The sequence below is a fragment of the Paraburkholderia saeva genome (genome assembly GCF_907164555.1).
In the GTDB taxonomy this organism is placed as follows: domain Bacteria; phylum Pseudomonadota; class Gammaproteobacteria; order Burkholderiales; family Burkholderiaceae; genus Paraburkholderia; species Paraburkholderia saeva.
Genome location: NZ_CAJQZC010000004.1, coordinates 468,808 through 486,800 on the forward strand (window position 1 = coordinate 468,808; position 17,993 = coordinate 486,800).

15 protein-coding genes are annotated in these 17,993 nt (G+C 62.9%); 12 read left to right on the forward strand and 3 right to left on the reverse strand.

Annotated elements, in window-relative coordinates; genetic code table 11:
• Window positions 1-57 precede the first annotated feature (57 nt).
• The 9 genes from hfq to LPA36_RS13650 all read left to right on the forward strand — a co-directional run bounded on the left by hfq (window position 58) and on the right by LPA36_RS13650 (window position 9,726).
• Entirely contained in the window at window positions 58-294 is a 237-nt protein-coding gene (hfq, locus tag LPA36_RS13610; protein WP_006051315.1) for an RNA chaperone Hfq, read from the forward strand.
• Between the two features lie 58 nt (window positions 295-352).
• Window positions 353-1,540 (forward strand): GTPase HflX, encoded by a 1,188-nt coding sequence (gene hflX, locus LPA36_RS13615; RefSeq protein ID WP_228877252.1) that lies wholly within the window; start codon window positions 353-355, stop codon window positions 1,538-1,540.
• A gap of 49 nt (window positions 1,541-1,589) precedes the next feature.
• Window positions 1,590-2,978 (forward strand): FtsH protease activity modulator HflK, encoded by a 1,389-nt coding sequence (hflK, locus tag LPA36_RS13620; protein ID WP_228877257.1) that lies wholly within the window; start codon window positions 1,590-1,592, stop codon window positions 2,976-2,978.
• 11 nt (window positions 2,979-2,989) lie between these two features.
• Window positions 2,990-3,898, forward strand: coding sequence for a protease modulator HflC (hflC, locus tag LPA36_RS13625; RefSeq protein ID WP_228877259.1), 909 nt, complete (start codon window positions 2,990-2,992; stop codon window positions 3,896-3,898).
• Window positions 3,899-3,944: 46 nt separating this feature from the next.
• The gene (locus tag LPA36_RS13630) at window positions 3,945-4,136 is read left to right on the forward strand and encodes a DUF2065 domain-containing protein (RefSeq protein ID WP_228877261.1); all 192 of its coding nucleotides are present in this window, start codon (window positions 3,945-3,947) and stop codon (window positions 4,134-4,136) included.
• A gap of 178 nt (window positions 4,137-4,314) precedes the next feature.
• Window positions 4,315-5,466 carry an ATP phosphoribosyltransferase regulatory subunit gene (locus LPA36_RS13635; RefSeq protein WP_228877263.1) on the forward strand — a complete coding sequence of 384 codons (1,152 nt, stop codon included), beginning with the start codon at window positions 4,315-4,317 and terminating at the stop codon, window positions 5,464-5,466.
• A gap of 146 nt (window positions 5,467-5,612) precedes the next feature.
• Window positions 5,613-6,959: an adenylosuccinate synthase gene (locus LPA36_RS13640; RefSeq protein ID WP_228877265.1), complete on the forward strand. Its 1,347-nt coding sequence runs from the start codon at window positions 5,613-5,615 to the stop codon at window positions 6,957-6,959.
• A 3-nt stretch (window positions 6,960-6,962) separates the two neighbouring features.
• The gene (locus LPA36_RS13645) at window positions 6,963-7,550 is read left to right on the forward strand and encodes a phosphoribosyltransferase (protein WP_228877272.1); all 588 of its coding nucleotides are present in this window, start codon (window positions 6,963-6,965) and stop codon (window positions 7,548-7,550) included.
• A gap of 289 nt (window positions 7,551-7,839) precedes the next feature.
• Window positions 7,840-9,726 (forward strand): potassium transporter Kup, encoded by a 1,887-nt coding sequence (locus tag LPA36_RS13650; RefSeq protein WP_228877273.1) that lies wholly within the window; start codon window positions 7,840-7,842, stop codon window positions 9,724-9,726.
• Between the two features lie 108 nt (window positions 9,727-9,834).
• Here LPA36_RS13650 and LPA36_RS13655 read toward each other — a convergent pair whose 3' ends face one another.
• On the reverse strand, window positions 9,835-12,183 hold the full coding sequence (locus tag LPA36_RS13655) for a Tex family protein (protein WP_228877274.1): 2,349 nt from the start codon (window positions 12,181-12,183) through the stop codon (window positions 9,835-9,837).
• A gap of 324 nt (window positions 12,184-12,507) precedes the next feature.
• Here LPA36_RS13655 and LPA36_RS13660 point away from each other — a divergent pair, with 324 nt between their 5' ends.
• The 3 genes from LPA36_RS13660 to LPA36_RS13670 all read left to right on the forward strand — a co-directional run bounded on the left by LPA36_RS13660 (window position 12,508) and on the right by LPA36_RS13670 (window position 16,020).
• A complete protein-coding gene (locus tag LPA36_RS13660; RefSeq protein WP_228877275.1) occupies window positions 12,508-13,422 on the forward strand; it encodes a coiled-coil domain-containing protein in 915 nt (304 codons plus the stop codon).
• A gap of 81 nt (window positions 13,423-13,503) precedes the next feature.
• A complete protein-coding gene (locus LPA36_RS13665; RefSeq protein ID WP_228877276.1) occupies window positions 13,504-13,722 on the forward strand; it encodes a DUF465 domain-containing protein in 219 nt (72 codons plus the stop codon).
• 63 nt (window positions 13,723-13,785) lie between these two features.
• Window positions 13,786-16,020 carry an ATP-dependent DNA helicase gene (locus LPA36_RS13670; protein WP_228877277.1) on the forward strand — a complete coding sequence of 745 codons (2,235 nt, stop codon included), beginning with the start codon at window positions 13,786-13,788 and terminating at the stop codon, window positions 16,018-16,020.
• Window positions 16,021-16,241: 221 nt separating this feature from the next.
• On the opposite strand, the gene LPA36_RS13675 is transcribed toward LPA36_RS13670, so the two are convergent.
• The gene (locus LPA36_RS13675) at window positions 16,242-16,517 is read right to left on the reverse strand and encodes a hypothetical protein (RefSeq protein ID WP_228877278.1); all 276 of its coding nucleotides are present in this window, start codon (window positions 16,515-16,517) and stop codon (window positions 16,242-16,244) included.
• Between the two features lie 229 nt (window positions 16,518-16,746).
• Window positions 16,747-17,985, reverse strand: coding sequence for a cupin domain-containing protein (locus LPA36_RS13680; RefSeq protein ID WP_228877280.1), 1,239 nt, complete (start codon window positions 17,983-17,985; stop codon window positions 16,747-16,749).
• Window positions 17,986-17,993 lie beyond the last annotated feature (8 nt).

The window sequence follows — 17,993 nt, forward strand, 5'->3', positions numbered from 1 at the left end:
AATTTCTTTTTCTTCGCCGTCAATTCAGTCAACCTGCAAAAAAATACGGAGTTTGCTATGAGCAACAAAGGGCAATTGTTACAAGACCCGTTTTTGAACGCACTGCGCAAAGAGCACGTGCCGGTCTCGATCTATCTGGTCAACGGCATCAAGCTTCAAGGGAACATCGAATCGTTCGACCAGTACGTCGTGTTGCTCCGGAATACGGTTACCCAGATGGTCTACAAGCACGCAATCTCGACAGTCGTGCCGGCCCGTCCGGTGAATTTCCACCCGGATTCTGAACAGTCCTAACCCCTCGTCGCGGCCGGCATAGCATCGCCCGTCGGCGATCTCTCCCGGCCGCTTCATTTTGATACCCTCCAATTTGACCAACGCAGCGCTTGTCGGTATCGACTTCGGAAAGATCGATTTCGAAGCCAGTCTCGAAGAACTCAGTCTGCTCGCGCAAAGCGCGGGTGCGAATCCTGTAGTCACCCTCACCGGACGTCGGTCCGCCCCTGACGCCAAGATGTTCGTCGGCAGCGGCAAGGCCGAGGAACTGCGTCTTGCGTGTGAGGCGAATGACATCGAAATCGTCATCTTCAATCACGCACTTGCTCCTGCGCAGCAGCGCAATCTGGAGCAGGCGCTTAACAGGCGCGTGATCGACCGGACGAGCCTCATTCTCGACATCTTCGCCCAACGCGCCCGCAGCCACGAAGGCAAGCTGCAGGTGGAGTTGGCGCAGTTGCAATACCTCGCTACGCGGCTGATCCGCGCATGGACTCACCTTGAGCGGCAGAAGGGTGGTATTGGCCTGCGCGGTCCGGGTGAAACGCAGCTCGAAACCGACCGCCGCCTGATCGGCGAGCGCATCAAGGCGCTCAAGACGCGGCTCGAAAAGCTGCGGCGCCAGCATGGCACGCAGCGCCGGCAGCGCGAGCGCAATCGCACGATGTCGGTGTCGCTCGTCGGCTATACGAACGCGGGCAAGTCCACGCTCTTCAATGCGCTGACCAAGGCGCAGGCTTACGCCGCCGACCAGCTGTTCGCCACGCTCGATACGACGTCGCGCCGCGTGTATCTGGGCGACGAGGTGGGCCAGGTGGTGGTGTCCGACACGGTCGGCTTCATCCGCGAACTGCCTCACCAGCTGGTGGCCGCTTTCCGCGCGACGCTCGAAGAAACCATTCACGCCGATCTGCTGCTGCATGTCGTCGATGCATCGAGCGCCGTGCGGCTCGACCAGATCGACCAGGTGAACGTCGTGCTGCACGAAATCGGTGCGGACGCGATCCGGCAGGTGCTGGTCTTCAACAAGATCGACGCCGTGCCTGAGCTGGCGGCCCGTGGCGACACGGTCGAGCGGGATGAGTATGGTAATATTTCGCGCGTCTTTTTGAGCGCGCGCACCGGGCAGGGGCTGGACACGCTGCGCGCTGCCATCGCCGAAATCGCGACCGCCGAATACCTTTCCGACCAGGAACGTCCATTGCCGGAAGAAGACCGGCCAGCGGCACCAACCGACGACCGCAAGGTCCCAGAACTCGGGCATTGACCCGTTCCAATTGCATTGACCGGCTGTCTACTCTGGTGAACGAACACAGGTGAACGATTACAACGAGCGGAGTACATGGCTGCGCGTGCGCGCCATTTTCTCGATGAACGATCCGCGCTGGGGCCGGGGCGACGGCAATGGCGACAAGCAGCGTCCGAACGATCCGAAGCGTCCGCCAAACGGCAAGGATGGCGAAAGCCCGCCCGATCTCGACGAGATGTGGCGCGACTTCAACCGCCGTCTGTCGCGCGTGTTCGGTCGCAAGGGCGGTGGTTCAGGCAACGGCGAGCGCCGCCCGGACAACGGCCGCGGCGCGCGCATCGGTGTGGGCATCGTCATCGGCGTGCTGATCGCGATCTGGCTGGGTAGCGGCGTGTTCGTCGTGCAGGACGGTCAGGCGGGTGTGGTCTCGCAGTTCGGCCAGTATCGTTACACGGCCGGTCAGGGCGCTCACTGGCGTCTGCCGTATCCGTTCGAATCGCACGAGATGGTCAACGTCGGTCAGGTGCGTTCGGTCGAAATCGGCCGTAATAACGTCGTACGCATGCCCAACGTGAAAGACGCATCGATGCTGACGCACGACGGCGGTATCGTCGACGTGCGGTTCTCGGTGCAATACCAGATCCGCAAGCCGACCGACTACCTGTTCCGCAGCGTTGACCCCGATCAAACGGTGACACAGGCCGCGCAGGCTGCGATCCGTCAGATCGTGGGCGCCCGCAGCACGGACAGTGTCCTCGATCAGGATCGCGAAGCAATCCGCCTGCAGCTCACTGATTCCATCCAGCGTTCGCTCGACGAATTCCACACGGGTCTTGCCGTGACCGGTGTCACGATTCAGGGTGTTACGCCGCCCGAACAGGTCCAGTCCGCGTTCGACGATGCCGCGAAAGCGCAGCAGGATCGCGCGCGTGTAAAGACCGACGCCGAGGCGTATGCGAACGACCTGTTGCCGCGCGCGCAGGCCGACGCCGCCCGCATGATCGACGACGCACATGCTTACAGCGAGCGCGTCGTGGCTCAGGCGCAGGGCGATGCCGAGCGCTTTAGCCAGGTCTACGCTCAATACTCGAAGGCGCCCGCCGTGATCCGCGAGCGCATGTACCTGGACACCATGCAGCATATCTACTCGAATACGACGAAGGTGTTCGTCGACAGCAAGTCGGCGAACAACGTGCTGTATCTGCCGCTCGACAAGCTCGTCGAGCAGACGCGCCAGCGCGCTGCCGATGCCGCAAACGGCGCTCAGGCCGGCCCGGGTTCGCCCGCGGCAGCGCCGCAGGGCGCGAGCGGCGCTGCTGCGACGGCGGCACCGCTGCCTGCGTCGGGTGCGTCGGCCGTGCCGGCCAGTGGCGCAAGCCAGGCGGCCGCAGCGAGCGAAGCGTTCCGTTCGCGCGATTCGTTCCGTAGTCGCGGTCGCGACGAAGAACTGCAATAAGGAGCGCGAACATGAACCGAATCATTGCGCTCGTCATTGCTGTTGTGATCGTGCTGTTCGCCGCATCGTCGATGGTGTATGTGGTCGACCAGCGTCACATGGCCGTCGTGTCCGCCCATGGCGACACAGCACCCAGACTCGTCGGCCCCGGCCTGCACGTCAAGTTGCCGCCGCCGCTGCAAACCGCAACGCTCGTCGATACGCGCATCCAGTCTGTCGACGCACCGGACGCCGACCGCTATGTCACGTCCGACAAGATCGATATTCTCGTGAATCCGGTGATCCGCTATCGCGTGACCGATCCGCTGAAGCTCTTCGCGGATACGAAGGGTGACGCGCAGGGGTTGCCTGAACGGCTGGCTGCGATGTCGCGCGACGCCCTCGGCGACGTCTTCGCGAAGGCTACACTCGCCGATGCGCTGGCAAAGCAGCAGGACATCGCAGCCGAAGCGCGTACGGCGATGCAGAAGGTCACGGCGCCGCTCGGCATCGATGTGATCGACGTGCAGCTGACACGCATCGACTTTCCGGCGGCCATGACCGACTCCGTCTACAAGCGCATGATGGCGGTACGCGAGCAGATCGCGAGCGACGTGCGCGCGCTGGGCGCGACCGAAGCCGACAAGATCCGGGCGGATGCGAGCCTGAAGCAACAGCAGGTTGTTGCGGACGCTTATCGCGAAGCGCAGAAGATCAAGGGCGAGGGCGATGGCAACGCGGCATCGATCGCCGCCGAGGCCTTTGGCCGCGACCCGCAGTTCTATGAGTTTTACCAGAGCATGCAGGCGTACCGGAACAGCTTCAAGCCGAATGACGTGATCGTGGTCGATTCAGGCAGCGAGTTCTTCCGCTTCATGCGCAGCCCGACGGGCGGCACGTCGCCGGACGCCGCCGCTGCTGCCCCCGCCCGCAAACACTGATTACCGGAGCGTCGCGCGCCTTGCGCGCAGCGACGCCGTCATTCGAATGGATATAGCCGGCTCGTTACTGCTCGCGATCGCCCTGATGCTGATCATCGAGGGGATGTTCCCCTTTGTGTTCCCGAGCGCCTGGCGCGACACGTTTCGTAGAATTGCGGAGCGACCCGTGAATCAGGTGCGCATCGGCGGCCTGATCGTGATGGTGCTCGGGCTGGTGTTGCTGCTGATCGCGACATAGGCGCAATCTGGGTGCCTCGTGAGCGAGGCGGGTTCGCAAGACGCACGCGCCACGAACGCGAGCGAGGCGCGATACGGGTGCTGCGCCAGCCCGGCCCGCTCGCAGGCGCTTTCCGCCATTTACCCGTCATATACCGGTGCGCCCGCGCGCCCGTGTTCAACGTCGTAGGACTGTATCGATGTCGACCTGGTTACTTCCCGAGAATATTGCCGACGTGCTGCCGTCGGAGGCCCGCAAGATCGAAGAGTTGCGTCGCCGGCTGCTGGACCGTTTTCGCGCCTACGGCTACGAAATGGTCATGCCGCCGATGCTGGAATACCTCGAATCGCTACTGACAAGCGGCGGCACCGACCTGAACCTGCGCACGTTCAAGCTCGTCGACCAGATGTCGGGCCGCACGCTCGGTCTGCGCGCCGACATCACGCCGCAGGTTGCGCGTATCGACGCCCACCTGCTGAACCGCCAGGGCGTGACGCGTCTGTGCTACGCAGGCAACGTGCTGCACACGCGTCCGCGCGGCCTGCACGCAACGCGTGAACAGATCCAGATCGGCGCTGAAATCTACGGTCACGCCGGCCTCGAAGCCGATCTCGAGATCCAGCAGTTGATGCTCGATGCACTGCGTCTTGCCGGTCTCGCGAAAGTGCGGCTCGATCTGTGCCATGCGGGCGTGCTCTCCGCGCTGATCGCGAACGAACCGAAAGCCGTCGCGCTCGGTGAAGCGCTGTACGAAGCGCTCGCCGGCAAGGACGTGCCGCGTCTCGCCGAACTGACCGCGGACCTTTTGCCCGCGACACGCGACGCACTGCGCGTCCTGCCGACGCTCTACGGCGATGCCTCGGTGCTCGCCGAAGCCCGCACGCGGCTGCCGGCGACGTCGGAAATCGCGCGTGCGCTCGACGACCTCGCGTTCCTCGCGGCGCAGGTCGACGGCGCCGAAGTGATGATCGATCTGGCCGACCTTCGCGGCTACGCGTACCACAGCGGCGTGATGTTCTCGGCCTATGTCGACGGCGTGCCGAATGCGGTGGCGCGCGGCGGACGTTACGACAAGGTCGGCGAAGCGTACGGTCGTGCGCGACCCGCGACCGGCTTCTCGCTCGATCTGCGCGAAGTGGCGCGGATCTCGCCCGTCGAGGCGCGCAGCAGCGCGATCCTGGCGCCGTGGCAACACGACGACGCGTTGCGTGCGAGCGTTGCCGCGTTGCGCGACGCCGGCGAAGTGGTGATCCAGGCGCTGCCAGGCCACGATCACGATCTGGATGAATTCGCGTGCGACCGCGTGCTGGTCGAACGCAACGGTGCCTGGGTCGTGGAAGCACGTTCCTGAACAGCGGAAAATACGGGCGCAGCGAGCCGCCGCGTCGACTTTGAAATACCCGGAATAACGGCCATGCCGTTGAGCGGAAACGGAAAAAATCCGGAACCTTCCGCGAATATCGGTAGAATACGTTTTTAACCAGCTTACGAAACAACATGTCTGCCAGCGCAGTGAATGTGAACCCCGGGCGCAACGTCGTCGTCGTGGGAACCCAGTGGGGTGATGAGGGCAAGGGCAAGATCGTCGACTGGCTGACGGACCACGCCCAGGGCGTCGTGCGCTTCCAGGGCGGTCACAATGCCGGCCACACGCTCATCATCGGCGGCAAGAAAACCATCTTGCGTCTGATTCCGTCGGGCATCATGCATCCCGGCGTTGCGTGCTACATCGGTAATGGCGTCGTGTTGTCGCCGGAAGCGCTGTTCAAGGAAATCGGCGAACTCGAAGCCGCGGGCGTGGATGTTCAAAAGCGTCTGTTCATTTCCGAAGCCACCACCCTGATCCTCCCGTATCACATCGCCATCGACCAGGCGCGCGAAGCGCATCGCGGCGCGGGCAAGATCGGTACAACGGGGCGCGGTATCGGCCCAGCCTACGAAGACAAGGTCGCACGCCGGGGCTTGCGCGTGCAGGATCTGTTCGAGCCGGAAGCATTCGCCGAACGCCTGCGCGAAAACCTCGACTTCCATAATTTTGTGCTGACGCAGTACCTCGGCGCGCCGGCAGTCGACTTCCAGCAGACGCTCGACATGATGTTGAGCTATGCAGACCGCCTGAAGCCGATGGTCACCGACGTGTCGCGTCGTCTCTACGACGAAAATCATGCTGGCCACAACCTGCTGTTCGAAGGTGCGCAAGGCACGCTGCTCGACATCGATCACGGTACGTATCCGTTCGTCACGTCGAGCAACTGCGTGGCCGGTGCGGCCACGTCGGGCGCGGGCGTCGGTCCGCAAAAACTGAACTACATCCTCGGCATCACGAAGGCGTATTGCACGCGTGTCGGTTCGGGCCCATTCCCGAGCGAACTGTACGACGCCGATAACGCGGCCCGCCAGGAACAGATCGGCCTCACGCTCGCCACGGTGGGCAAGGAATTCGGCTCGGTCACGGGTCGTCCGCGCCGTACCGGCTGGCTCGACGCCGCCGCGCTGCGTCGCTCGATCCAGATCAACGGCGTGTCGGGGTTGTGCATCACGAAGCTCGATGTCCTCGACGGTGTCAACGAAGTCAAACTGTGCGTCGGCTACAAGCTCGACGGCAAGGACGTCGACATCCTGCCGCGCGGTGCATCGGAAGTCGCGCGTTGCGAACCGGTATACGAAACGTTTGGCGGCTGGAAGGAAAGCACCATCGGCATCACCGACTGGAACAGGCTGCCCGCCAACGCGCAGGCGTATCTCACGCGTGTGCAGGAAGTGGCCGGCGTGCCGATCGATATGGTTTCCACGGGTCCGGACCGTGACGAGACCATTCTCCTTCGTCATCCGTTCAAGGCTTAAGTTATGACGCAGGGTGTGCCCATGATTGCGATGAAAGATCCTCGCAACGATGAAAAGAATCTTTGGGTCGGCTGGGACGAGTATCACCGTCTGATCGAATTGCTGGCACTTGCGGTGCATGAGTCCGGCTGGAAATTCGACAAGATCCTGTGCCTCGCGCGCGGCGGTCTGCGCGTCGGCGACCAGCTCTCGCGTATCTATGATCTGCCGCTGGCGATTCTTGCGACGAGTTCGTATCGCGAGGCGGCTGGCACGGAGCAGGGCGAGCTCGACATCGCGCAGTACATCACGATGACGCGCGGCGAACTGTCGGGCAACGTGCTGCTTGTCGACGATCTCGTCGATTCCGGTGTGACGCTCGCGCGCGTGCAGCAGCATCTGAAGGAACGTTATCCGGCCATCACGTCGGTGCGCTCGGCGGTGCTCTGGTACAAGGGCTGCTCGAAAGTGACGCCCGATTATCACGTGCAGTACCTGCCCACCAATCCGTGGATCCATCAGCCGTTTGAGGAGTGGGACACGGTTCGCCCGCACAATCTTGGCGCGTGGATCAAGCGCGGTACCGCGCAGGATGCAGCGTCGAAACCGTGATGACAGTCCGGGCGATCACTGCATGGTGTGTCGCATAGAAACGGAGCCCGCAAGGGCTCCGTTTTTTTTGGCCCCCACCGGCGGGCGTGACGGTGGTCATGGTTACGCGATCGCCCGTTCCGGGGCCACGCCAGAAAACGTTTCAGCAAGCACAGACGGGCCCTTGGGGCGATGCTACACTGCGCGGACGGTCCTCGTGGTGTATCCGCAACATGCCGGCCGGTCGGTCATGACGGCCAGTTTAGAATAGCGCTCGCTCTTCCGATCAGGAACGGATTTTTTCGCGTTTATGACAAATACCAACCACGGGCGCAGGCAGCCTCTGCCTTCTCTCGCTATCGCTGCGATCGGTGTGGTCTTCGGCGACATCGGCACGAGCCCGTTGTATTCGCTTAAGGAAGCGTTCTCCCCGTCACACGGGATTCCGCTCACCGACGCATCCATTCTTGGCGTGATCTCGCTGCTGTTCTGGGCGATCGTCATCGTCGTCGGCGTTAAATACGTGCTGTTCGTGATGCGCGCCGACAACAACGGCGAGGGTGGCGTGCTGGCCCTGATGGCGCTCTCGTTAAGATCGTTCGATCACTCGAGCAAGGCGGCCGGCATGCTGATGATGCTCGGCATCTTCGGTGCCTGCATGTTTTACGGCGACGCAGTGATCACGCCGGCCATTTCGGTGATGTCCGCGGTCGAAGGGTTGCAGATCGCGGCGCCGAAGCTGTCGCATCTCGTGATGCCGCTCACTATCGTCATTCTCATCCTGCTGTTCTGGATCCAGCGGCACGGCACCGCGCTCGTCGGGCGTCTGTTCGGTCCGATCATGGTGCTGTGGTTCCTGACGATTGCCGTGCTCGGCCTCATGCACATCGTGCAGTCGCCCGGCGTCATCGCCGCGCTCAATCCGTATTACGCGTTTTCGTTCATGTCGGCGCACGTGCTGCAGGCGTATGTCGTGCTTGGCTCGGTCGTGCTGGTACTGACCGGTGCCGAAGCGCTCTACGCAGACATGGGTCACTTCGGCGCGCAGCCGATCCGGGTGGCGTGGTACGTCCTCGTGATGCCCTCGCTCGTGCTGAACTACTTCGGGCAGGGCGCGCTGCTGATGCACGACCCGAAAGCGATCGAGAACCCGTTCTTCCTGCTCGCACCCGACTGGGCGCTCCTGCCGCTCGTGATCCTGTCGACGGTCGCGACGGTGATCGCATCGCAGGCGGTGATCTCCGGCGCCTATTCGCTGACGAGCCAGGCGATCCAGCTCGGCTACGTGCCGCGCATGAAGATCCTGCATACATCGGAACTGGCCATCGGGCAGATCTACGTGCCGGTCGTGAACTGGATGCTACTTTTCATCATCATCTGCATCGTGATCAGCTTCAAGAGTTCGGACAACCTTGCAGCGGCCTACGGAATTGCCGTGACCGCGACGATGGTGATCACGACTGTGCTCGCGTGCGTCGTGATGGTGAAGGTGTGGAACTGGAACAAGCTGCTGGTCGCGCTTATCATCGCGCTCTTCATGACGGTCGATCTTGGTTTCTTCGGCGCGAATCTGCTGAAGGTCGAGGAGGGCGGCTGGCTGCCGCTCGGCATCGGCGCGCTGCTGTTCTTCCTGTTGATGACATGGTTCAAGGGCCGCATGATCGTCAAGGAGCGCACGGCCGCCGACGGTATTCCGTTGATGCCGTTCCTGCAGGGGCTGCTTGCGCATCCGCCGCATCGCGTATCGGGTACCGCGATCTATCTGACCGGCAGCGACACGCTTGTTCCGGTGAGCCTGCTCCACAATCTGAAGCACAACAAGGTGCTGCACGAACGCACGATTTTTCTGACGTTCATCACGCGGGATATTCCCTATGTGAACGACGAAGAGCGCGTCACCGTGAAGGGCCTCGACGGCGGGCTGTATCTCGTGAAGGCCGCCTATGGTTTTAACGAAACGCCGGATGTGAAGGCCGTGCTGCTCGATATCGGCCGCACGCATGACATGACGTTCGAAATCATGGATACGTCGTTCTTCCTCGCGCGTGAAACGGTGGTGCCGACGCAGTTGCCAGGCATGTCGGTGTGGCGCGAGCGTGTGTTCGCGTGGATGCATCAGAACGCGGCGAAGCCGACTGATTTCTTCAGCATTCCGGCCAATCGTGTGGTCGAACTGGGAACGAAGATCGAGATCTGAACGTTTCGTGATGAACAAAAAAAGCCCACGCAGATGAACCGACGCGTGGGTTTTTTTTGTATGTGATGCGCGTGCGGCCCGCCGTGGCACCGCACGTATCTGTCAGGTTTAGCGCTTCAGTTTGGCAAACGCAGCCGCCATTGCGCCGGCCGGCTCCGCGTCACGCGAGCGCTGCTGCTGTCCACGTCCACCACCGTTGCCACCGCCGCCCGGACGACCCGTGCCGCGGTCCTGCTGACCACCGCTGCGCGGCGCCGAGCTGGCTTGGAAATCGTCGTCGAGACGCATCGTAAGCGAGATACGCTGGCGCTTCACGTCGACTTCCTGCACCTTCACCTTCACGACCTGGCCGGCCTTCACGACTTCGTGCGGGTCCTTGATGAACTTCGTCGACATCGCCGATACGTGCACGAGTCCGTCCTGATGCACGCCGATATCGATGAACGCGCCAAACGCCGCGACGTTCGTCACGACGCCTTCGAGCACCATGCCCGGCACGAGATCGGACACCTTCTCGACGCCCTCGCGGAACGTGGCCGTCTTGAACTCGGGGCGCGGATCGCGGCCCGGCTTTTCGAGTTCGGAGAGAATGTCGCGCACGGTCGGCAGACCGAAGCGATCGTCGACGAATTCGGTCGGCGACAGGCCCGACAGTGCTTCGCGATTGCCGAGCACGTCGCCGACATGCTTGCTGATCTTCGCGAGCATGCGTTCGACGAGCGGATACGCTTCCGGGTGTACCGACGAGCGGTCGAGCGGATTCTCGCCACCGTTGATGCGCAGGAACCCGGCGGCCTGTTCGAACGTCTTCTCGCCGAGACGCGGCACGCGACGCAGATGCTCGCGCGAAGGGAACGGACCGTTCGCATCGCGATAGTCGACGATATTGCGCGCCAGCGTCGCGTTCAAACCCGACACGCGCGCGAGCAGCGCAACCGATGCCGTATTTGCATCGACGCCCACGGCGTTCACGCAATCCTCGACCACGGCATCGAGCGAGCGCGCGAGTTCGCGCTGGTTCACATCGTGCTGATACTGGCCGACGCCGATCGCCTTCGGATCGATCTTGACGAGCTCGGCGAGCGGATCCTGCAGACGTCGCGCGATCGACACCGCGCCACGCAGCGACACGTCCATGTCCGGGAATTCCTTCGCCGCGAGTTCCGACGCCGAGTACACGGACGCGCCCGCTTCGGACACCACGATCTTCTGCAACTTGAATTCCGGATGACGCGCGATCAGTTCGCTCGCGAGCTTGTCCGTTTCACGCGATGCCGTGCCGTTGCCGATGCTGATCAGCTCAGCCTGCGTCTGCGCGCAGATGCGCGCCAGCTTCGCGATCGAGCCGTCCCAGTCGCGGCGCGGCTCGTGCGGATAGATCACGTCGGTGGCGAGCACCTTGCCAGTCCGGTCGACCACCGCGACCTTCACGCCGGTGCGCATGCCCGGATCGAGCCCAATGACGGCCTTCGGGCCGGCCGGCGCGGCCAGCAGCAGGTCCTTCAGATTGCGCGCGAACACGCGGATCGCCTCATGCTCGGCTTCGTCGCGCAGATTCGTGAGCAGTTCGTTTTCGATGTGCGGCTGCACCTTCACGCGCCAGCACCAGCGGCATACGTCCGAGAGCCATTTGTCGGCGGCGCGGTTCTGGTTCGCGATGCCGAAATGGCGTGCAATCATCGCTTCGCCTGGATGCGGTACCTGAGCGTCGAGCTCTTCGCCGAGCCCCAGCTTGATCATCAGCACGCCCGCGTTGCGGCCGCGGAAGAGCGCGAGCGCGCGATGCGACGGCACCGTGCGGATCGTTTCGGAATAGTCGTAGTAGTCGCGGAATTTTTCTTCTTCCGCGTTTTCCTTGCCCTCGACCACTTTCGACGACACCACGCCCTGGTTGAACAGGTAGTCGCGCAGCTTGCCGAGCACTTCCGCGGTTTCGCCGAACTGTTCGGAGAGAATATCGCGCGCGCCGTCGAGCGCGGCCTTCACGTCAGCCACGCCCTTTTCGGCGTCGACATAGCCCGCTGCTTCGGTTTGCGGATCGAGCGTGGGGTCGGCGAGGAGCGCGTCGGCGAGCGGCTGCAGGCCGGCTTCGCGCGCGATCTGCGCACGTGTGCGGCGCTTGGGCTTGTAGGGCAGATACAGGTCTTCGAGCACCTGCTTGCTGTCCGCGGCCTCGATCGCGGTGCGCAGTTCGTCGGTGAGCTTGCCCTGTTCGTCGATGCTGGCGATGATCGTTGCGCGCCGCTCTTCGAGTTCGCGCAGATACAGAAGCCGTTCTTCGAGGTTACGCAGCTGCGTATCGTCGAGATTGCCGGTCACTTCCTTGCGGTAACGAGCGATAAACGGAACAGTCGATCCTTCATCGAGGAGTTGCACCGCAGCCGCGACCTGGCGCGGCTGGACGGCGAGTTCGGTGGCGATGCGCTGTACGATCTTGAGTGCTACGGTTTCCGTCATAAGGTATGCGTGTTCCTGCAGGTTTCGATCAGGGCCGCCTGAGATGCCGCGTCGGGCGAACCCGTGGCGACCGGTTGCTGACGCGGGGCATTTTGCCATAAATGCCGGAGCGCTCAGGCGCGGGATGTTAGAATTTCGGGCATGTTCCGTTGCCCATCTACGACGTTGCCGACCTCCCGTTTCCCGTTCGCTGTGCCTCGTGACCTGCGCGTTTGTGCGTCGGTCGGCCCGTTTTCCGGTTTGTCTGCGAAGGCGCGTCCGGGTTCAACGCCAGGGGCGCGTTTGAATTTTCTGCGGGCGGCGCTCGGTGTCTGCGTTGCAGCAGTGTCATTCGCAGTCGCGTTGCCGGTGCAGGCCCAGAATCCGTCTGTACAGGCGGCTGCCGGTGACGCGGCGTCCGCCGTGCCGGGTGCGCAGGCCGGGTCGCCGGACGCCAGTGGCAACGACTTCGACGCCCGCCAGAAAGTGCTCAATACGCGTACCGAAGAGAACAACTACAAGTTTGCGGTCGCACAGCACAACTGCTATAGCACGTTCTTCGTGAATCACTGCATCGGCAAGGCGCGCGACGCGATGCGCGAAGTCGCGGCGGATATCCGCAAGCAGCAGCTCGCGCTTGATGACGAACAGCGCGTCGAACGCGCGCGCAAGCGTGATCAGGAGGCTGCGATCAGGCGGGCGCGCGACGAAGCGGAAGCGCCGCAGCGTGCCGCGGACGACGCGCGTAACGCCCAGGCATTCGAAGACAAGCAGCGCCAGCACGAACTCGATCAGGCGCAGCGTAATGCCGAAGCGCCGCAACGCGCCGCAAACGAACAGGCATACCAGGCGAAGCAGCAACAGCACGCGATCGATCAGGCGCAGCGCAGCGCGGAAGCGCCGCAGCGCGCGTCGAACGCTGCCGCGTATCAGGGCAAGCAGCAACAGCACGCAATCGATCAGGCGCAACGCGGCGTCTCCGCTTCAGATGCAGCGGCGAACCAGAAGGCTTACGATTCGAAGCAGTCCGATTACCAGCGCAAGCTCGACGAGGCACGCCAGCAGGGCGCCCAGAAGGCGCAGGAGCGGGTCGAGAAGACGCAACGCTACGACCAGAAGCAGATCGATGCCGCGCAGCACAAGGCCGACGTCGAGGCGCGCCAGAAACAGGCCGCCGAGAAAGCGCAGCAAAAGGCCGAGCAGGAGAAGCAGGAGCAGTTAAAGCAGGAGCAGTTACAACAACAGCAACAGAGTCAGTAACGCGTTTTTGGCCGGACAGCAACCTCAGGCGAGCAGGGCTGCCACGGGCGGCCCCCCGCCACTTCGGAGGAGGAGGCGAGCATGCGCGATCATCAGCACGTCATCAACGCGAATACCCTTCGCGACCGCATTCTGCAGCTGGAATCGGAGCACAGTGGTCTTGATCGCCTGATCGACAAGGTGTCGGAAGACCCCGGCATCGACGACCTCGAGATAAAACGCCTGAAAAAGCGCAAGCTCAAGGTCAAGGACACCATCATCTTGCTGCAGTTGCAGCTCGAACCGGACGCGCGCGCATGAGTTCGCGACCTGGCAGGCGCCGGGTCGCGCCGCGCGCGACGGACTTTGCAGGAATCGCTTGCCTTGAATTCACCGTCTCTTTCACCTTCCCGTCAGCCGTCAGGCGACGACGCCGCTGCGCCGCGCGATAAAAACGCCGCGGCGGGCGCGCTCATCGCCACGCTGAACCCGAAGCGCGTTACCCAGCTCGACGATATCTTCGCCGCCGACGGGCTGCTCGCGCGGCAGATCGACGGCTATCGTTCGCGTGCCTCGCAGATCGAGATGGCGCGCGCCGTTGCGGCTGCAATGGAGGCGTCCGGCAAGGCGCTTGCTGAGCCGGCGATGTTCGAACTGCAGCAGCGTCCCGCACGGCGTCTGCAAGGCGCGGCGTCTGCCGACGCGGCACAATCGCCGGATGCCGCTGGCGTTTCCGACGCAGGAGAGAATACGCTGATCGTCGAGGCGGGCACGGGCACCGGCAAGACCTACGCGTACCTCGTGCCGGCGATGCTGTGGGGCGGCAAGGTCATTGTCTCGACCGGCACGAAGCATCTGCAGGACCAGCTCTTTCAACGCGACATTCCAACCGTACGTGATGCGCTCGCGGTGCCGGTATCGGTCGCGATGCTGAAGGGCCGGGCGAACTACCTGTGCCACTACTATCTGCAGCGCACTGCCGACAACGGCCGTCTGCCGTCACGCCAGGAAACGTCGTATCTGCAGGACATCATCCGCTTCGCGAAGATCACGCGCACGGGCGACAAGGCCGAGCTCGCGAGCGTGCCGGAAACCGCGCAGGTGTGGTCGATGGTGACGTCGACGCGCGAAAACTGTCTCGGTCAGGAGTGTCCGCATTACAAGGACTGTTTCGTGATGCAGGCACGTCGCGAAGCGCAGCAGGCCGACATCGTCGTCGTGAATCACCATCTGTTTTTCGCGGACATCATGTTGCGCGACACCGGCATGGCCGAACTGCTGCCGACCGCCAATACAATCGTCTTCGACGAAGCGCATCAGTTGCCCGAAACCGCGACGCTGTTCTTCGGCGAGACGTTGTCGACCACGCAGTTCCTCGAACTTGCGCGCGACTCGGTCGCAGAGGGCCTCGGTCACGCGCGCGATGCAGTCGAATGGGTGAAGCTTGGCGGCGCGCTCGAACGTGCGGCGCGCGACGTGCGGCTCGCATTCAGGGAAGATTCAGTGCGGATGTCGATCGGCCAGTTGCCGGATGATCATCCTCTGTTTGCTGCGCTGGAGGCGCTCGAAACCGAACTCGACGCGCTCGCGGGCGCGCTCGCGGGGCACGCGGAGCGGGCCGAGTCGATCGGCGCCTGCCTGCGTCGCGCGCGCGAACTGCAAGGCATCCTGACTGGCTGGACGACACCGCCGACGGATACCGAACGCGAGGCAGCCAGCGACGACAAGTCAAAAGACGCAACCGATCCGAATGAAAAAGTCCGCTGGATCGAAGTGTTCTCGCATACGGTCCAGTTGCACGAAACGCCGTTGTCGGTCGCGCCGATTTTCGCGAAGCAGCGCGCCGGCGTGCCGCGTGCGTGGATCTTCACGTCGGCGACGCTGTCGGTGCGTGGCGACTTCACGCACTACGCCGCGCAGATGGGGCTGAACGCGCGCCGCTCGATGACGTTGCCAAGCCCGTTCGATTACGCCACGCAAGGTCTGCTGTACGTGCCGCGCAATCTGCCGCAGCCTTCGTCGCCGGTTTTCACCGATGCTGTTTTCGACGCGGCGCTGCCCGCCATCGAGGCGTCCGGCGGCGGTGTCTTCATGCTGTGCACCACATTGCGCGCCGTCGATCGCATCGCGACGAAGCTGCGCGATACGATCGAATCGCGTGGCTGGAGCTATCCGCTGCTCGTGCAGGGCGACGCAAGCCGCACCGAGTTGCTGGAGCGATTTCGCGCGTATGGCAATGCGATCCTGGTCGGCAGCCAGAGCTTCTGGGAAGGCGTGGACGTGCGGGGCGATGCGCTGTCGCTGGTGGTGATCGACAAGCTGCCGTTCGCGCCACCGGACGACCCCGTGCTGTCGGCGCGACTCGACGCGTTGACGAAGAAAGGACTGAGCCCGTTTGCGGTCCACCAGTTGCCCCAGGCAGTCATCACGCTGAAGCAGGGTGCGGGGCGTCTGATCCGCGCAGAAACGGATCGTGGCGTGTTGATGATCTGCGATACGCGGCTCGTCGACAAGCCGTATGGCCGACGTATCTGGCAAAGCCTGCCGCCCTTCAGGCGCACACGTGAAATCGACGTGGTCCGCGAGTTCTATGCGGAAGCCGCGTCGCCGCCTGAGTGATGCGTCGCACATGAAGCGGACAGCGCGCTCGCCTGACGCGCGTTGTCGTTCATCGTCCGGCACTGAGGCAGGGTGCACGTAGCGAATGGTTTGACCCAACGCCGGCTCACCAAAGCAAAACGCCACGAATGTGAATTCGTGGCGTTTTGCTTTACCGCATCGGAAGATCGGGTAGACCTCCCGATGCGGTATTCGCCCAGAGGCGAACCCTTTACTACAGCTTACTGGCTTGCGCCCGATGCCGGAGCAGCAGCCGAAGCAGCAGCGTCCGAAGCGGCAGCGCCTGCATCCGATGCAGCCGTCGTAGCCGTAGCAGCAGCGTCGCTCGCAGCAGCAGCAGCGCCCGATGCAGCAGCTGCCGAATCCGAAGCTGCAGCGGCCGGAGCCGAAGCAGCAGCAGCATCGCTAGCCGGGGCAGCTGCCTGATCGCTGCTCTTGTTGCATGCAGCCAGTGCCACAGCTGCCAACAGGGATGCTACGAGGAGGGATTTCTTCATGATCACGTCCTTTTATGGTTAAAGGTAAGCAACAGCGCAAAATATTACCGGTAATGTGCTCCAACACCAACCTGGGCCGCTGGTGGAGACGCACTTCATGAGCGTGAATCTTCCCTACGGCTTGGGCGGAAATTATATGCACTTTCGTATCGACCGTCGATAAATCCGGGGTCAATACGTTGTCTTTCTCATACAAATTTTATCGGTACGGTATTACACGTAGACGGACCTAGGCAAGCTCGCCTACCTGTATCCAGCCCGCACAATACCACTCGTGTAGCAGTGCTGTCACCGACGAATCGTCAGAGAGTGTTACAAAGCGTTTCGCACTCATAAAACGGCTGTCAGCGAGTTCAACCAGCCACTTTTTCACAACCGCGAGCCTGTTTTCTTCCCCATTCAGGAAGTAAAAGCGGGCGTCATACAACAGGATCGATTTGTGATCGAGCCGGATGCCATTTTTCGATGCGCGTTCGATAAAACGCGTCTCTGTCAATGGCCGCGCGGGTGGATCGAATACGACGCTCGGTTTCGGCTCGCTCAGATACGTGCCGAGGAACGTCGAGATATCGCGCTCGTTCCAGGAGACCTTCGCAAGTATCGCGCCAACCCGTTCGACGAGCGCCGCGGGTAGTTGCGCCGGATTGATCACGGCAGGTTGTTTCGGGTCGCGATAGAGCTCGCGGGCACCGTCTCCCGAGTCGTCGCGGGCGCCACGCTCGGCCAGATGGTAGAGAAACTGGCCTGTCAGTTCCTGCGTGGACGGCGCGCGAAAGCCGATCGAGCAGGTCATGCATTCGCCTTCGGCGATGCCGTCGTGCGCGATGTGCGGCGGCAGATACAGCATATCGCCGGGCTCCAGCACCCATTCCTCTTCGGGCTCGAAGTGCTGTAAAACTTTCAACGGCAGGTCGGGGCGCAGGGACAGGTCGCGCTGCGCGCCGAACCGCCAGCGGCGCCTGCCGTGGACCTGCAGCAGAAAGACGTCGTAGGAGTCAAAATGCGCGCCGACGCCGCCGCCATCGGTCGCGTAAGAAATCATCAGGTCGTCCAGACGGGCGTCCGGCACGAAGCGAAACCGGTCGAGCAGGGCGCGGGCACGGTCGTCGTGCAGATCGACGCCCTGAACCAGCAGCGTCCAGGCGCGCTGTTTGATGGGCGGCAGTTCGTCGGGCGCGAAAGGGCCGTGTTCGAGTTGCCAGCGGTTGCGAAAGTGCGTGATCAGGCGGGACTCGACATCGTCCCGATCGGCGAGCTCGAAAAGCCCATCGCGCGAGAGCGGCGGGACGATATCCGGAATGGCGTTGCGGATCAGCAGCGGCTTTTTCTGCCAGTAACGGCGCATGAATTGCGCCGGCGTCAGGTTGCCGAGGAGTGCCGTCGGCGTATCCGGCAGGGGCGGGGAAACGCGTGAAACGTTTCGGGCCGAAGCCGTGCCTGGCGGGTGGTCAAGGGGCCGCTTGGGCATCGTATAAT

Excerpts from the sequence above, each read along its gene's own strand:
- hfq (WP_006051315.1), top strand. The coding sequence starts at position 58 with ATGAGCAACAAAGGGCAATTGTTACAAGACCCGTTTTTGAACGCACTG.
- hflC (WP_228877259.1), top strand. The coding sequence starts at position 2,990 with ATGAACCGAATCATTGCGCTCGTCATTGCTGTTGTGATCGTGCTGTTC.
- LPA36_RS13630 (WP_228877261.1), top strand. The coding sequence starts at position 3,945 with ATGGATATAGCCGGCTCGTTACTGCTCGCGATCGCCCTGATGCTGATC.
- LPA36_RS13635 (WP_228877263.1), top strand. The coding sequence starts at position 4,315 with ATGTCGACCTGGTTACTTCCCGAGAATATTGCCGACGTGCTGCCGTCG.
- LPA36_RS13640 (WP_228877265.1), top strand. The coding sequence starts at position 5,613 with ATGTCTGCCAGCGCAGTGAATGTGAACCCCGGGCGCAACGTCGTCGTC.
- LPA36_RS13645 (WP_228877272.1), top strand. The coding sequence starts at position 6,963 with ATGACGCAGGGTGTGCCCATGATTGCGATGAAAGATCCTCGCAACGAT.
- LPA36_RS13650 (WP_228877273.1), top strand. The coding sequence starts at position 7,840 with ATGACAAATACCAACCACGGGCGCAGGCAGCCTCTGCCTTCTCTCGCT.
- LPA36_RS13655 (WP_228877274.1), bottom strand. The coding sequence starts at position 12,183 with ATGACGGAAACCGTAGCACTCAAGATCGTACAGCGCATCGCCACCGAA.
- LPA36_RS13665 (WP_228877276.1), top strand. The coding sequence starts at position 13,504 with ATGCGCGATCATCAGCACGTCATCAACGCGAATACCCTTCGCGACCGC.
- LPA36_RS13675 (WP_228877278.1), bottom strand. The coding sequence starts at position 16,517 with ATGAAGAAATCCCTCCTCGTAGCATCCCTGTTGGCAGCTGTGGCACTG.
- LPA36_RS13680 (WP_228877280.1), bottom strand. The coding sequence starts at position 17,985 with ATGCCCAAGCGGCCCCTTGACCACCCGCCAGGCACGGCTTCGGCCCGA.